This window comes from Streptococcus infantis SPAR10 (assembly GCF_000279535.1).
Lineage (GTDB): Bacteria > Bacillota > Bacilli > Lactobacillales > Streptococcaceae > Streptococcus > Streptococcus infantis_I.
Window position 1 is genome coordinate 395,828 of sequence record NZ_ALCH01000004.1, and the last position, 14,667, is coordinate 410,494.

General features: G+C 37.4%; 14 protein-coding genes, 1 tRNA gene and 1 pseudogene. 14 read left to right on the forward strand and 2 right to left on the reverse strand.

Annotation, left to right across the window (positions count from 1 at the left end; translation table 11 throughout):
* Positions 1–17 precede the first annotated feature (17 nt).
* Positions 18–1,334 carry an FAD-containing oxidoreductase gene (locus SPAR10_RS07180; RefSeq protein WP_004252428.1) on the reverse strand — a complete coding sequence of 439 codons (1,317 nt, stop codon included), beginning with the start codon at positions 1,332–1,334 and terminating at the stop codon, positions 18–20.
* 339 nt (positions 1,335–1,673) lie between these two features.
* On the opposite strand from SPAR10_RS07180, the gene SPAR10_RS07185 reads away from it, so the two are divergent.
* The 10 genes and pseudogenes from SPAR10_RS07185 to SPAR10_RS07230 all read left to right on the forward strand — a co-directional run bounded on the left by SPAR10_RS07185 (position 1,674) and on the right by SPAR10_RS07230 (position 11,620).
* Positions 1,674–3,248, forward strand: coding sequence for a DEAD/DEAH box helicase (locus SPAR10_RS07185; RefSeq protein WP_004252431.1), 1,575 nt, complete (start codon positions 1,674–1,676; stop codon positions 3,246–3,248).
* Between the two features lie 273 nt (positions 3,249–3,521).
* Entirely contained in the window at positions 3,522–4,310 is a 789-nt protein-coding gene (codY, locus tag SPAR10_RS07190) for a GTP-sensing pleiotropic transcriptional regulator CodY (RefSeq protein ID WP_004252433.1), read from the forward strand.
* Positions 4,310–4,885, forward strand: a complete 576-nt coding sequence (locus tag SPAR10_RS07195) for a cysteine hydrolase family protein (RefSeq protein WP_004252435.1) — start codon at positions 4,310–4,312, stop codon at positions 4,883–4,885. Before codY ends, SPAR10_RS07195 begins: the two co-directional genes overlap by 1 nt.
* A gap of 77 nt (positions 4,886–4,962) precedes the next feature.
* A tRNA-Leu gene (locus SPAR10_RS07200) sits at positions 4,963–5,048 on the forward strand.
* 135 nt (positions 5,049–5,183) lie between these two features.
* Positions 5,184–6,461: an ABC transporter permease gene (locus SPAR10_RS07205; RefSeq protein WP_004252437.1), complete on the forward strand. Its 1,278-nt coding sequence runs from the start codon at positions 5,184–5,186 to the stop codon at positions 6,459–6,461.
* Positions 6,462–6,474: 13 nt separating this feature from the next.
* A complete protein-coding gene (gene vex2, locus SPAR10_RS07210) occupies positions 6,475–7,122 on the forward strand; it encodes an ABC transporter ATP-binding subunit Vex2 (RefSeq protein WP_004252438.1) in 648 nt (215 codons plus the stop codon).
* A gap of 47 nt (positions 7,123–7,169) precedes the next feature.
* Positions 7,170–8,549: an ABC transporter permease subunit Vex3 gene (gene vex3, locus SPAR10_RS07215; RefSeq protein WP_006148162.1), complete on the forward strand. Its 1,380-nt coding sequence runs from the start codon at positions 7,170–7,172 to the stop codon at positions 8,547–8,549.
* A 70-nt stretch (positions 8,550–8,619) separates the two neighbouring features.
* Positions 8,620–9,275, forward strand: a pseudogene (vncR, locus tag SPAR10_RS11240) (response regulator transcription factor VncR).
* A complete protein-coding gene (vncS, locus tag SPAR10_RS07225; RefSeq protein WP_004252445.1) occupies positions 9,272–10,591 on the forward strand; it encodes a sensor histidine kinase VncS in 1,320 nt (439 codons plus the stop codon). Before vncR ends, vncS begins: the two are co-directional and overlap by 4 nt.
* 147 nt (positions 10,592–10,738) lie before the next feature.
* Complete coding sequence (locus tag SPAR10_RS07230) at positions 10,739–11,620, forward strand: class II fructose-bisphosphate aldolase (protein ID WP_004252450.1); 882 nt, start codon at positions 10,739–10,741, stop codon at positions 11,618–11,620.
* Between the two features lie 133 nt (positions 11,621–11,753).
* On the opposite strand, the gene SPAR10_RS07235 is transcribed toward SPAR10_RS07230, so the two are convergent.
* Complete coding sequence (locus SPAR10_RS07235; protein WP_004252452.1) at positions 11,754–12,215, reverse strand: helix-turn-helix transcriptional regulator; 462 nt, start codon at positions 12,213–12,215, stop codon at positions 11,754–11,756.
* Between the two features lie 279 nt (positions 12,216–12,494).
* Here SPAR10_RS07235 and SPAR10_RS0102005 point away from each other — a divergent pair, with 279 nt between their 5' ends.
* From SPAR10_RS0102005 to SPAR10_RS07250, 4 genes are all read left to right on the forward strand, one after another.
* Complete coding sequence (locus SPAR10_RS0102005; protein WP_006148166.1) at positions 12,495–12,734, forward strand: hypothetical protein; 240 nt, start codon at positions 12,495–12,497, stop codon at positions 12,732–12,734.
* Positions 12,735–12,757: 23 nt separating this feature from the next.
* Entirely contained in the window at positions 12,758–13,102 is a 345-nt protein-coding gene (locus SPAR10_RS07240) for a hypothetical protein (RefSeq protein WP_004252453.1), read from the forward strand.
* A 14-nt stretch (positions 13,103–13,116) separates the two neighbouring features.
* The gene (locus SPAR10_RS07245) at positions 13,117–13,323 is read left to right on the forward strand and encodes a hypothetical protein (protein ID WP_004252454.1); all 207 of its coding nucleotides are present in this window, start codon (positions 13,117–13,119) and stop codon (positions 13,321–13,323) included.
* A 153-nt stretch (positions 13,324–13,476) separates the two neighbouring features.
* Positions 13,477–14,409 (forward strand): alpha/beta fold hydrolase, encoded by a 933-nt coding sequence (locus SPAR10_RS07250; RefSeq protein WP_004252456.1) that lies wholly within the window; start codon positions 13,477–13,479, stop codon positions 14,407–14,409.
* Positions 14,410–14,667 lie beyond the last annotated feature (258 nt).

Sequence of the window (14,667 nt, forward strand, 5' to 3'; positions counted from 1 at the left end):
AGGGCTGCTTTTTATTATTAAATCGCAAACAAGTCATTCAAGTTCTCAGCCAAGGTTGGGTGAGTGAAGATTTGTTTTGTGAAGTAAGTATACGGAATCTTGTTGTCCATAGCGACAGTGATGATATTGATGATTTCTTGAGAACCTTCAGAAAAGATTGTTGCGCCAAGAATTTCTTTTGTTTCAGTATTGACAACAGCTTTGAAGGCTCCACGAAGATCACCATTTACATGACCACGAGGCATAGTAGCAACAGGGATTTCTTTAACAGCGTATGGAAGTTTCAAATCAGCTGCTTGGCTTTCAGTCAAACCAACTTGTGAAAGTGCTGGTGTGATGAACATGGTGTTTGGAACATTGAGACGGTCTTCAAGTGTGTAACTGCCATCACCAGCAAGGTAGCTGAAGACAACACGGAAGTCATCTAGTGAAATGTAGGTAAATTGAAGTCCACCGTTGACATCTCCAACGGCAAAGACACCAGGAACGTTTGTTTGACAATGTTTGTCCACCTTGATAGCACCACGTTCAGTTAGTTGAATATCCGTATTTTCAAGATGAAGTGGCTCTACATTTGGTTTACGTCCAGTTGCGTAGAGAAGGGTGTCAAAACGGTAGGTTTCATTCTCTGTCACGACAAGAACTTGATCACCATCGTTTTTGATTTCAGTAGTATGGATATTTTGAAGCAGTTCAATGCCGTCTTCTTCCATGTATTGTTTAGCAAGAGCAGCAATAGAAGGTTCTGCGCGAGGTAGGAAAGTATCTAGAGCATCTAGGACTGTTACCTTGCTTCCAAGTTTATTGTAGAGACCAGCAAACTCAAGACCGATATTTCCACCACCAAGGATTCCGAGTTTTTCTGGTAATTGTTCCAAGTTTTGGATACCAGTTGAATCAAAGACATTCTTGCTAGTAGATAGTCCTGGAATAGGCAAAACGTTTGAAACAGCACCAGTGTTGATGACGATTGTTTCAGCAGTTAGTTCTTGTTTTTCATCACCAACTTGAATTTCGATGACTTTATTAGACACAAAGTGGGCTTCAGCATCAATGATATCAACTCCAGTACCAGCAATCGTAGCATAGTTTTTACCATTGAGGCGGCTCGTAATTGTATTTTTTGTTGCCATAACCTCGTCAAATGACAAGTCCTTTTCTGCGGCAACTAACAAGGTTTTAGTTGGAATACAACCGATGTTGATACAAGTTCCACCGTACATAGCCTTGTTGCGCTCGATAAGGGCAACTTTTTTACCAGCTGAAGCTAGTTTCCCAGCAAGCGTCTTACCTGCCTTACCAAATCCAATGACAATTAAATCGTATGTTAACATTTTTAAATCCTCCTGTTTGATTTCATTCTAGCACAAGAAAAAAATTTTTTCACAATTCTGCTACGGGAAAAAATATTGGACTAATTTAGTCTCACGAAAGCTTTTGAGAATTAAGTTCAAAAAATAGAAAAATCGTTTACATGATTTAATCAAGTGGTTAGACTATCTTTTGGCCCTCTCTTATGTTATACTAGATAAGTTGCAAAGAAAGCAGTACTTTTCTTTAGTGGAAAAGAAGCAACACGGTCTTTCATAAAAACTGAAAGTACGTCATGACAAGAAAAGTATAAACTAAGCGCTATAGGATGGCTTCGCACCATCTTTAGAAAGAAGAATAACGTGAAATTTAATGAATTTAACTTATCTGCCGACCTTTTAGCAGAAGTTGAAAAAGCAGGATTTGTAGAAGCAAGTCCTATCCAAGAGCAAACCATTCCTTTGGCTCTTGAAGGAAAAGATGTTATCGGTCAAGCACAGACTGGTACAGGGAAAACAGCAGCCTTTGGCTTGCCAACCCTTGAAAAAATTCGAACAGAAGAAGCAACTATCCAAGCTTTGGTGATTGCGCCAACTCGTGAACTGGCAGTTCAAAGCCAAGAAGAGCTTTTCCGCTTTGGTAGAAGCAAGGGTGTAAAAGTTCGTTCAGTCTATGGTGGTTCAAGCATTGAAAAACAAATCAAGGCTCTTAAATCAGGTGCTCATATCGTAGTAGGAACACCAGGGCGTCTTTTGGACTTGATTAAACGCAAGGCTTTGAAATTACATGATATTGAAACCTTGATTTTAGATGAAGCAGATGAAATGCTGAACATGGGATTCCTTGAAGATATCGAAGCAATCATCTCTCGTGTACCAGAAAATCGTCAAACCTTGCTCTTTTCAGCGACTATGCCAGATGCTATCAAACGTATTGGTGTTCAGTTCATGAAAGAACCTGAGCATGTGAAGATTGCTGCTAAAGAATTAACAACAGAATTAGTAGACCAGTACTATATCCGTGTTAAAGAACAAGAAAAATTCGATACCATGACTCGTCTTATGGATGTTGATCAACCTGAGTTATCAATCGTTTTTGGTCGTACCAAACGTCGTGTAGACGAGTTAACTCGTGGGCTTAAAATTCGTGGTTTCCGTGCAGAAGGTATTCATGGAGATTTGGATCAAAACAAACGTCTTCGTGTCCTTCGTGATTTTAAAAATGGCAATCTTGATGTCCTCGTTGCAACAGACGTGGCTGCTCGTGGTTTGGATATTTCAGGTGTGACTCATGTCTACAACTACGATATCCCACAAGACCCTGAGAGTTATGTTCACCGTATTGGTCGTACAGGACGTGCAGGTAAGTCAGGTCAGTCTATTACCTTCGTTTCACCAAATGAAATGGGTTATCTACAAATCATTGAGAACTTAACTAAGAAACGCATGAAAGGTCTTAAACCTGCAAGTGCAGAAGAAGCCTTCCAAGCTAAGAAGCAAGTAGCTCTTAAGAAAATTGAACGTGATTTTGCGAATGAGGAGATTCGTAGCAACTTTGAGAAGTTTGGCAAGGATGCTCGTCAATTGGCCTCAGAATTCAGCCCAGAAGAATTGGCCATGTATATCCTCAGCTTAACAGTTCAAGACCCAGATAGTCTTCCTGAGGTTGAGATTGCACGTGAAAAACCCTTACCATTTAAACCATCTGGTGGTGGCTTCGGTGGCAAAGGCAAGGGTGGTCGAGGAGGCCGTCGTGGAGATGACCGTCGAGACCGTGATCGCCGTGGCAATGGACGTCGTGATGACTATCGTAAAGGTGGACGTTCAAAGGATCGCTTTGATAAAGAAAAGCGTTACCGCAAGGATACTAAAAAACCACGCAATACTTCAAGCGAGAAGAAAACAGGCTTTGTTATTCGTAACAAAGGAGATAAATAACAAAAAAAGCGGTTCACTGAGGTGGATCGCTTTTATATATAAGGAGACCGAGAGTCATATGAAAAAGTAATACGAGAAGTTTGTATTTATATATTTGTTATCTTGTAATATTATTCTATCAAAAAATCAGGAAGCTGTCAATAAGAAAATTATAAAAAATAGGAAAAATTTTCGAATACACTTGAATTGCAATTCAATAAACAATTTTCAGATAATTGTTGAAAAAGTCAGAATTTTATGATATAATGAAAGCGATTATATGCGAGGTAAAAAATGGCACATTTATTAGAAAAAACAAGAAAAATCACATCAATGTTAAAACGTTCGGAGGAGCAATTACAAGATGAGCTTCCTTATAATGCCATTACACGTCAATTAGCAGATATTATTGACTGTAACGCTTGTATTGTGAATAGCAAGGGTCGTTTGTTGGGCTACTTTATGCGCTACAAAACTAATAATGACCGAGTAGAGCAATTCTTCCAATCAAAGACTTTCCCAGAAGATTATGTGCAAGGTGCGAACATGATCTACGATACGGAGGCCAATCTTCCAGTAGAGCATGATTTGACAATTTTCCCAACTGAGAGTCGTTCTGATTTCCCAGATGGTTTGACAACGATTGCTCCAATCCATGTCTCTGGTATTCGCTTGGGTTCATTGATTATTTGGCGCAATGATAAAAAGTTTGAAGAAGATGATTTGATTCTGGTTGAGATTGCCAGTACAGTAGTAGGAATTCAACTCTTGAACTTCCAACGTGAGGAAGATGAGAAAAATATTCGTCGTCGTACGGCTGTAACTATGGCGGTTAATACCCTTTCTTACTCTGAACTTAGAGCAGTATCGGCTATTCTAGCTGAATTAAATGGTAATGAAGGTCAATTAACAGCTTCAGTCATTGCAGACCGTATCGGTATCACTCGTTCTGTAATTGTTAATGCCCTTCGTAAACTCGAATCTGCAGGGATTATTGAGAGTCGTTCTCTTGGTATGAAAGGAACTTATCTCAAAGTTCTCATTCCAGATATTTTTGAAGAAGTGAAAAAGAGGGACTATTAATGGCTAAGGCTTTAATTTCTATTGACTATACAGAAGATTTTGTAGCGGATCATGGGAAACTGACTGCGGGCGCTCCAGCTCAAGCAATATCTGATAATATCTATCATGTGACCCAAAAGGCTTTTGAACGTGGAGATTATATCTTTTTTACCATCGATGCTCATGAGGAAAATGATGTCTTTCATCCTGAAAGTAAACTATTCCCTCCACATAATATTATTGGGACTAGTGGACGCAATCTGTATGGCAAACTAGCTGAGTTCTATCAGGAATATGCTGATGATAGTCGTGTTTTCTGGATGGACAAACGTCACTATTCTGCTTTTTCTGGAACAGATTTGGATATCCGTCTCAGAGAGCGTAGGGTAGATACAGTCATTTTGACAGGAGTTCTTACAGATATCTGTGTCTTGCATACGGCGATTGATGCCTATAATCTTGGTTACCAGATAGAAGTTGTGAAACCAGCAGTAGCATCCATTTGGCCTGAGAATCATGCCTTTGCACTTGGACATTTCAAGAATACACTTGGTGCGAAATTGGTTGATGAAAATTTGCTTGAAATTACAGAATAATACATTTCAAGATGAAAAAATCTGAAAAAAGTCTTGACAATTTTTTTCAAAGTTGATATACTAGTAAAGTAATCGACGCGGGGATGGCGGAATTGGCAGACGCGCAGGACTAAGGATCCTGTGACCGCTTTAGGTCGTGAGGGTTCAAGTCCCTCTCTCCGCATAGGAAAATAGTTAGCTTTGGCTAGCTTTTTATTTTTCATCAAAAAGAGCAAAAATATTTTTGCTCTTTTTTTGGTATTTCATAAACATTTCATATTTGAATATTATAATGGTTTTACAAATATGGAGGTGCTATATGAATCCCACTCAAAGAGCTTGGGCTTACGTCAGCAGAAAACGACTGAGAAGTCTCATATTATTCTTGATTTTATTTGTATTATTGGCTGGAATATCGGCTTGTTTGACGCTCATGAAGTCTAACAAAACAGTAGAAAATAATCTCTATCGCTCATTGAATACATCTTTTTCTATTAAAAGAATAGAAGCAGATCAGACTTTTCAACTGTCTCAACTAGATGACCTTAAAAAGATAAAGGGGCTTGAGAAGATTTCACCTGAGCTAGAAACAATAGCCAAGTTAACTGACAAAGAAGTCGTTACTGGAGAACAAAGTATCCAAAGGGATGATTTGACAGAAGCTGAAAAAAATCTCATCACTTTAATTGCATTAGAAGATTCTTCCAAGGATGTTTCTTTTACAAGTTCCGCCTTTACCCTTAAAGAAGGAAGACATCTACAAAAAGGAGATAACCAGAAAATATTAGTCCACGAGGAATTGGCTAAGAAGAATAACCTAAAACTTGGGGATAAGATTAACTTAAATTCTGGACCAGTAGAAGATAGTAGTGGACAAAATCAAGACTATGAAATCGTAGGTATTTTCTCAGGTAAGAAGCAAGAGAAATTCACTGGTCTTAGCTCAGATTTTAGTGAAAACACGGTCTATACAGACTTCGAAAGTAGCCAAACTCTTCTTGGAAATAAGGAAGCTCAAGTTACTGCCGCTCGTTTCTATCTAGAAAATCCAAAAGATATGGATAGTATCATTCAAGAGGTTGAAAAGTTATCTCTTGAAAATCAAGGGTTCCAAGTGGAAAAGGAAAATAAGGCCTTTGAACAAATCAAGGATTCCGTTTCGACCTTCCAAACCTTCCTACAGATTTTCCTCTATGGTATTATGATTGCTGGTGTAGGAGCCCTGATCTTGGTCTTGTCACTTTGGTTACGAGAGCGAGTTTACGAGGTTGGTATTTTATTGGCACTAGGTAAAGGGAAAATAGCAATCTTTAGCCAATTCTGCCTGGAAGTCATCCTAGTTTCATTGGCATCTATTCTGCCTGCATTTGTGGCTGGGAATGCCATTACTTCCTATCTCTTGAAGACTGTTCTAGCAAGTGGCGACCAAGCTGCATTACAAGATACTCTAGCAAAAACAACGAATCTTTCAACAAGTCTTCTATCATTTGGAGAATCTTATATCTTCCTACTTATAATCAGCTGCTTGTCAGTTGCACTTTGTTTCCTATTTTTATTTAGAAAATCACCGAAAGAAATTTTATCATCCATCAGTTAATAAAGGAGAAATCATGACTTTACTACAATTACAAGATCTTACTTATCGTTATAAAAACACTGCAGAAGCAGTATTATATAAAATCAATTACGATTTTGAACCTGGTAAGTTTTATAGTATTATCGGAGAATCAGGAGCTGGGAAGTCAACACTCTTATCTCTATTAGCAGGACTTGATAGCCCAGTCGAAGGAGCTATCTTATTCGAAGGCAAGGATATTCGTGAACAAGGTTATTCTTATCATCGCATGCACCACATCTCGCTAGTTTTCCAAAACTATAACTTGATTGATTATCTTTCTCCATTGGAAAATATCCGCTTGGTTAATAAAAAAGCTAGCAAGGATACCCTTCTTGAACTTGGTTTAGATGAAAGTCAAATCAAGAGGAATGTTCTCCAATTATCAGGAGGGCAGCAACAACGTGTTGCCATTGCTCGTAGCCTTGTATCGGAAGCACCAGTGATTTTAGCAGATGAACCAACAGGAAACTTGGATCCTAAGACTGCTGGGGATATCATCGATTTGCTCAAATCTCTCGCTGAGAAAACAGGCAAGTGTGTGATCGTTGTGACCCACAGCAAGGAAGTAGCACAGGCGTCAGATATTACACTTGAATTGAAGGATAAGAAACTGACTGAAACAAGAAAAAATAGTAACTAAAACATTTAAACATATTAAAAACTGAAGTAAATCTAGAAAGGAATCTTATGTTACACAACGCATTTGCCTATGTCACAAGAAAATTTTTTAAGTCGCTTGTGATCTTTCTTATCATTCTCTTGATGGCTAGTTTGAGTTTGGTCGGCTTGTCTATCAAGGGAGCGACAGCCAAGGCTTCTCAAGAAACCTTTAAAAATATCACCAATAGTTTCTCCATGCAAATCAACCGCAGGGTCAATCAAGGAACTCCACGTGGTGCGGGGAATATCAAGGGTGAAGATATCAAAAAAATTACTGAGAATAAGGCCATTGAATCCTACATCAAACGGATTAATGCTATCGGTGATTTGACAGGCTATGAACTGATTGAAACGCCTGAAACCAAGAAAAATCTAACTGCAGATCGAGCTCAACGTTTTGGAAGTAGCTTGATGATAACAGGGGTTAATGACTCTTCTAAAGAAGACAAGTTTGTGTCAGGCTCTTACAAACTAGTCGAAGGTGAGCATTTAACAAAAGATGACAAATACCAGATTCTCATGCACAAAGACTTGGCTGCTAAACATGGCTGGAAAGTTGGCGACAAGGTCAAACTGAACTCCAATATCTACGATGCAGATAATGAAAAAGGAGCCAAGGAAACAGTAGAAGTAACGATCAAAGGACTTTTTGATGGGCACAACAAATCTGCTGTAACCTATTCACAAGAACTCTATGAGAATACAGCTATCACAGATATTCACACAGCAGCCCAACTCTATGGTTATACAGAAGATACAGCTATTTATGGAGATGCTACCTTCTTTGTGGCTGGAGATAAGAACCTAGATACTGTCATGCAAGAATTAGGGTCTATCAACGGCATCAACTGGAAGATGTATAGCTTGATTAAGAGTTCATCTAACTATCCTGCCCTCGAACAATCTATCTCAGGCATGTACAAGATGGCTAATCTTCTCTTCTGGGGTAGCTTGAGCTTCTCAGTTCTTCTACTCGCTCTCTTACTCACCCTATGGATTAACGCTCGTCGTAAAGAGGTTGGAATTCTCCTTTCAATTGGTCTAAAACAAGCAAGTATTCTAGGACAATTTATCACAGAAGCAGTTATGATTGCAATTCCAGCACTAATTTCAGCTTACTTCTTGGCTAACTATACTGCTCGTGCCATTGGAAATACAGTTCTTGCAAATGTCACATCAGATGTGGCTAAGCAAGCTAGTAAGGCAGCCCAGGCCTCTAATCTTGGTGGTGGTGCAGAAGTTGATGGCTTTAGCAAGACTCTTTCAAGTTTGGATATTTCCATTCAACCTTCTGACTTTGCTATCATCTTTGTACTTGGCTTGGTTCTAGTAGTACTAGTTATGGCACTTGCTTCAAGTAATCTCCTCTTTAAACAACCAAAAGAACTTTTGATAGATAGTGAATAAAAAACATGCTACCTATTCTCATTCAAATGAGATATAATATAGGTAGCATTTTTGATAGAAAAGGATTTATATGAAAATTCTAATTGTAGAAGATGAAGACATGATCCGTGAGGGAATTAGTGATTATTTGACGGATTGTGGCTATGAAACCATTCAGGCAGCAGATGGCCTTGAGGCTTTAAAACAATTTTCCAATCACCAAGTTGCCTTGGTTCTCTTAGATATTCAAATGCCGAAACTCAATGGTTTAGAGGTTTTGTCAGAAATCCGTAAAAGCAGTCAAGTTCCGGTCTTGATGTTGACAGCCTTTCAGGACGAAGAATATAAGATGAGTGCCTTTGCTGCATTAGCAGATGGATATTTGGAAAAGCCTTTTCCCTATCTTTATTAAAGGTACGAGTGGATGCCATCTTTAAGCGTTATTATGATACTGGTCGTATTTTTACCTATAGGGACACCCAGGTAGACTTTGACAGTTATAGCGCTAAAGTAGCAGGTCAAGAAGTTGCAGTGAATGCAAAAGAACTAGAAATTTTAGACTATCTGGTTAAAAATGAAGGTCGAGCCTTAACACGGTCGCAGATTATCGATGCTGTATGGAAGATGACAGATGAGGTTCCTTTTGACAGAGTGATCGATGTCTATATCAAGGAACTACGGAAAAAATTGGATTTAGACTGTATTCTTACCGTGCGCAATGTTGGTTATAAATTGGAGAGAAAATGAGACGTTCAGGTTTATTTAAAAAAATTTTTATCTATACCTTCTCGGTATTTTCTACCTTGGTCATTTGTTTGCATTTGGCCATCTATTTCCTCTTTCCTCCGACCTATCTCAGTCACCGTCAGGAGAGCATAGGGCAAAAGGCTACAGAAATTGCCCAGTCTCTCCAAGGCAAAGATAGTCAAGCTATTCAGGAAGTCCTTGAACTTTATTCTAAAAGCAGTGATATTAAGGGAGCTGTTAAGGGAGAGATGACTCAGGATAAGTTGGAAGTCAATGATAATCTTCCCATTGATAAACAACGACAGACGGCCTCCTTAGTTATTGAGGAAAGAGAAGTTCAAACTAAGGATGGTCAGACGATGACCTTGCAGTTTTTAGCTTCTATGGATTTGCAGAAAGAAGCAGAAGACATCAGTCTTCAATTTCTACCTTATACTTTATTAGCGTCTTTCATCATTTCGCTCCTCATCGCCTTTATCTATGCTAGAACCATTGTTGCTCCTATTTTGGAAATCAAACGAGTGACTCGACGGATGATGGATTTGGATGCAGAAGTGAGGTTGCGCGTGGATTCTAAGGATGAAATTGGAGATCTTAAAGAACAAATCAACAGCCTTTATCAGCATCTCTTGACTGTGATTGCAGATTTGCATGAGAAAAACGAGGCCATTCTCCAGCTGGAAAAGATGAAGGTTGAGTTTTTACGAGGAGCTTCCCACGAACTGAAAACGCCTCTAGCTAGTCTAAAGATTCTTCTGGAGAATATGAAAGCCAATATTGGACGTTATAAAGATCGGGACCATTATCTGGGAGTTTCTTTGGGGATTGTGGATGATTTGAGTCACCATGTCCAGCAAATCTTATCCCTTTCTTCAGTGCAAGAATTGCGAGATAAGAAAGAAGAAATCAACCTTTTTGAAATGACAGATTTTCTCTTAAAGGATTATGATTTATTAGCTAAAGAGAGGGAAATATCAGTTGTGAATCAACTGACTGACCAACAAACTTATCTAAATCCTTCGGTACTCAAGCTGATTCTTTCCAATCTTATCAGTAATGCTGTGAAACACTCTGTTCAAGGTGGTTATTTAAAAATTGGGACAGAAGATGGCTGGGTTTTCATTGAGAACGCCTGTACACCTGAGGAGCAAGATAAGTTTGAACAATCCTTTACAGTATCTAGTCGACAAAGTAAGGGAGCTGGTTTGGGACTATTTGTAGTTAAAAGTTTATTGGAAAACGAAGAAATTGACTATCGATTTGAACGCTATGAAGACCACTTAGCCTTTTATATGAACCTACCCAAAGACCTGTAAGATTAGGACTTTGAGGAGAGTTCCATATTTTTAGATAGAAGAAATTCAATCTAAACTACAGGAAAAACTAGATTTTTTTGTCAAAAAGTGATAAAATGAACAATGTAAATGGGATATCCCATAAAAATATACAGGAGGCCTGATAAAATGGCAATCGTTTCAGCAGAAAAATTTGTCCAAGCAGCTCGTGACAACGGTTATGCAGTTGGTGGATTTAACACAAACAACCTTGAGTGGACTCAAGCTATCTTGCGCGCAGCAGAAGCTAAAAAAGCTCCAGTTTTGATCCAAACTTCAATGGGTGCTGCTAAATACATGGGTGGTTACAAAGTTGCTCGCAACTTGATCGCTAACCTTGTAGAATCAATGGGTATCACTGTACCAGTAGCTATCCACCTTGACCACGGTCACTACGAAGATGCACTTGAGTGTATCGAAGTTGGTTACACTTCAATCATGTTTGACGGTTCACACCTTCCAGTTGAAGAAAACCTTAAATTGGCTAAAGACGTAGTTGAAAAAGCACACGCTAAAGGTATCTCAGTAGAAGCTGAAGTTGGTACTATCGGTGGTGAAGAAGACGGAATCATCGGTAAAGGTGAATTGGCTCCAATCGAAGACGCTAAAGCAATGGTTGCAACTGGTATTGACTTCTTAGCAGCTGGTATCGGTAACATCCACGGTCCTTACCCTTCAAACTGGGAAGGTCTTGACCTTGACCACTTGCAAAAATTGACAGAAGCTCTTCCAGGCTTCCCAATCGTATTGCACGGTGGATCAGGTATTCCTGATGACCAAATCCAAGCAGCTATCAAACTTGGTGTTGCTAAAGTTAACGTTAACACTGAATGCCAAATCGCATTCGCTAACGCAACTCGTAAATTTGCTCGTGACTACGAAGCAAACGAAGCAGAATACGACAAGAAGAAACTCTTCGACCCACGTAAATTCTTGGCTGACGGTGTAAAAGCTATCCAAGCATCAGTTGAAGAACGTATCGACGTATTCGGTTCAGAAGGTAAAGCTTAATCTAGCTGAACAATACAAAACGAAACCCGCCTGTGAAGGTGGGTTTTTTGTGTTTACAGAAAACTTCTTTTATCGCACATAAAAAAGCAAAAACAACTAGAAGTTTTTTGCTTTTTGTTTTAAGAACTAAATATTATTTCTTGTCATTTGAGTTCATTAAGGCTGCAACAACTGTTGCCCCAATAATTGGTGCAAGAGAAACAATTATTCTAGAAGCATTTTTAACAGTAGAAGTGGTTGCAATTAATGAAGATGCTTCACTAATTTGTTCAAAATCTACTGATTTATTCTCAGACACCGCATATTTTTCTGATTCATCAAAAAAATTTAGCAACAACTCTGCTCTATCAGCTCTGTCTTGATCAGTAGTTTTTAAATTTTCAATTTCAAAATCTATTACGGTACGTAATGCAATATAGTGGAGTTTTGTTAATCTACTTTTTTGAGTTTCAAGATTACTGATGGTTTGTTTAGTAACTCCTATAAGATTGCTGAGATCTGAACTTGTCCAATTCAAAATTTCTCGAATAGCTTTTAAGTTATTTTGTAGAATTGCTCTTGTATCTTCTGTTGATGGATATTTTTCTTTTAACATATCTTTTACCTATAATTTTCTACTTCTATTATAACAAAAATAAAATAAAATTTAAATAGTTGACTACTCAAAAATATTTTATTTGATAAAAAATAAAATATTTGTTAAAAATACTTGACAAGTATAATATTCTATATTATACTGTATCTAATAAAAGTAGAAGGGATTTAAATTATAAGATTGGTTATTACAAAGTATAAAATAAAGAGGAATTTATAATATTGTCTTCTTTATGATTAACAGTAAAACTATTTATAAAAAATAAAGAGGAGTTTTTTTATGGATATTCAATTGGCGTTTATCTTATTGTTAATTTCTTTGTGTTTCTTTCTATTGGTTAGAAAGAACATAATTACTAAAAAGTTTACGGAATTTTTGATAAAAAATAGATGTCCAGAACTGGACTTCTTAGAGTCTAGTGAATTCAGTGTTTTAGAATGTGCAAAAATATTGAACAAAAAATATAAAATTGGTTTGATTAATTCATATATTGTGGTTAATTCAATAAAAGTAGGTTAATATAAAATAAATGGGTAGTTATAATGGATGAACTTGTAAAAAAAATAGCAGCTTTTGGTTTACCTGGCGTAGTATTAATGATAGCAATGAGTGCGACAGGATTAGCAGGTGGGGCAGCATTGACAACAGCCTTAGCTGCACTTGGACCTTTTGGAATGATAGGAGGAATAGTTCTTTTAGCAACTATTGGTTTATTAGCCGATAAAATAGCGGAGTTAGGTTATGAAGAAGTTACAAAGCTTGTTCTTAAAGAACATCTTAAAACATCTTCTAAGGAAGAAGCTATTGAATTGGTTAAAAAATATCCTATTACAAAATCTATGAAATTAAAAATAATTGACTACATTGAAAATTTTAATGAAAATTAAAAAGAGGTAATATTATGGCAAAACTATACGAATGTAGAGAGTGCTTACAACAGTTTACAAAAAAGGAAATTGATTGGGAAGCTAGTGATGAAAGATATGAAGATTACTACTGTCATGACTGTTCAAGGTTTCTAGAACAATGTGGTATTGATGCGATGGATCCTGATGGATTTGGATACGATGATTATGGTAATTGGGATCAAGAACGTTTAGGTTTTTAGATTTTTTACTTACTACAATAGATATGTTTTTATCTTATTTAACAAACTAACCCGCCTGTGAAGGTGGGTTTTTTGGTTGCTTTTATAGAGAATATACTTAAGACTACTATATACTAAGTTGCTAAAAGAGTCTAATTTGTGTACAATAATGCTATGAAAATACTGAAAAAATGGTTTCTTGGCTTCCTTAGTCTTATGCTTTTGTTTTTAGGCGCTACATTTTTCTATCACAGAATCAGTTTACAAAAGGAAAATAAATTTTTAACACCTATGGGGCAAACAGTTCTTGTTAATGGGCACAAAATCAATGTTTACGTTGAGGGGGATGGTCCAGAGACAATAGTAGTTCTATCAGGTGCTGGTATTGCTTCACCTATATTAGACTTTAAGAATCTAACAGATTCCCTATCAAAAAAATATAAGGTAGTCATCGTGGAGCGGGCTGGCTATGGTTATAGCGAGGATAGCAATTATTCCAGAGATGTGATGGAAGTTTTGTCTGAGACACGTCAAGCTCTATCACAAGCAAATATATCAGGTCCTTTTATTATTCTGTCTCATTCAATGGCTAGTCTTGAAAGTCTGGCTTGGCAGGAGAAGTATCCTGATGAAGTGAAAGCCTTGGTTGGTCTGGATTGGGCCTTACCAGCTAGTTATGAGGATTTAAAGGATAATCAAGCCTTGCTTACTGTGGCTTATTGGAGCAGTAAGATTGGCTTATTACGCTATTTCCCTGAGTCCTTTTATATAAAAAATCCAACTCTGACTGAAACTGAACGACAACAATATAAATTACTAGCATATAAGCAATTGATGTCACAAGCCATGCTTCATGAATCCCGTTTGGTAAAGGAAAATGCCAAAAAAGTTCCCTCTAGCATCAATCCGAAAATTCCAGCCATACTCCTTGTTTCTAACGGTGAAGGCACGACCTTTAGCCAATCCGAATGGCAGCATTATGCAGAGAAATTTTCTAGTGACCAGTCTAATGTTCAAGTCATCTATATGGATGCGCCTCACGAACTTTATCATTATCAAAGTCATGAAATAGTTTCTCAGATTGAAGATTTTTTAAAGAGTCATTGATGGTTTAGAGATCATTTTAATTTTAGACTGATGACAATAATTAAATGCTGAAGGATTAACAGTAGAATCGTTAATTTTTTCAATTAAAAAATTCTTTTTCTTAACAAAAAACCTGCCCCTAATGGCAGGTTTTTTGGTGTTTTAAGGAACTATTAAACCAGAATTTCTGATTCAAAAGCATTATTTTAAGAGAGAAATTTCTAATTTTATAATCTATAAGCAAACGCTTGCATTCTTTTTTTATTGGATTATAATAGG

Bases quoted from the DNA above. Each gene is read 5' to 3' on its own strand.
- SPAR10_RS07180 (WP_004252428.1), bottom strand. From the start codon at position 1,334: ATGTTAACATACGATTTAATTGTCATTGGATTTGGTAAGGCAGGTAAG.
- codY (WP_004252433.1), top strand. From the start codon at position 3,522: ATGGCACATTTATTAGAAAAAACAAGAAAAATCACATCAATGTTAAAA.
- SPAR10_RS07195 (WP_004252435.1), top strand. From the start codon at position 4,310: ATGGCTAAGGCTTTAATTTCTATTGACTATACAGAAGATTTTGTAGCG.
- SPAR10_RS07205 (WP_004252437.1), top strand. From the start codon at position 5,184: ATGAATCCCACTCAAAGAGCTTGGGCTTACGTCAGCAGAAAACGACTG.
- vex2 (WP_004252438.1), top strand. From the start codon at position 6,475: ATGACTTTACTACAATTACAAGATCTTACTTATCGTTATAAAAACACT.
- vex3 (WP_006148162.1), top strand. From the start codon at position 7,170: ATGTTACACAACGCATTTGCCTATGTCACAAGAAAATTTTTTAAGTCG.
- vncS (WP_004252445.1), top strand. From the start codon at position 9,272: ATGAGACGTTCAGGTTTATTTAAAAAAATTTTTATCTATACCTTCTCG.
- SPAR10_RS07230 (WP_004252450.1), top strand. From the start codon at position 10,739: ATGGCAATCGTTTCAGCAGAAAAATTTGTCCAAGCAGCTCGTGACAAC.
- SPAR10_RS07235 (WP_004252452.1), bottom strand. From the start codon at position 12,215: ATGTTAAAAGAAAAATATCCATCAACAGAAGATACAAGAGCAATTCTA.
- SPAR10_RS0102005 (WP_006148166.1), top strand. From the start codon at position 12,495: ATGGATATTCAATTGGCGTTTATCTTATTGTTAATTTCTTTGTGTTTC.
- SPAR10_RS07240 (WP_004252453.1), top strand. From the start codon at position 12,758: ATGGATGAACTTGTAAAAAAAATAGCAGCTTTTGGTTTACCTGGCGTA.
- SPAR10_RS07245 (WP_004252454.1), top strand. From the start codon at position 13,117: ATGGCAAAACTATACGAATGTAGAGAGTGCTTACAACAGTTTACAAAA.
- SPAR10_RS07250 (WP_004252456.1), top strand. From the start codon at position 13,477: ATGAAAATACTGAAAAAATGGTTTCTTGGCTTCCTTAGTCTTATGCTT.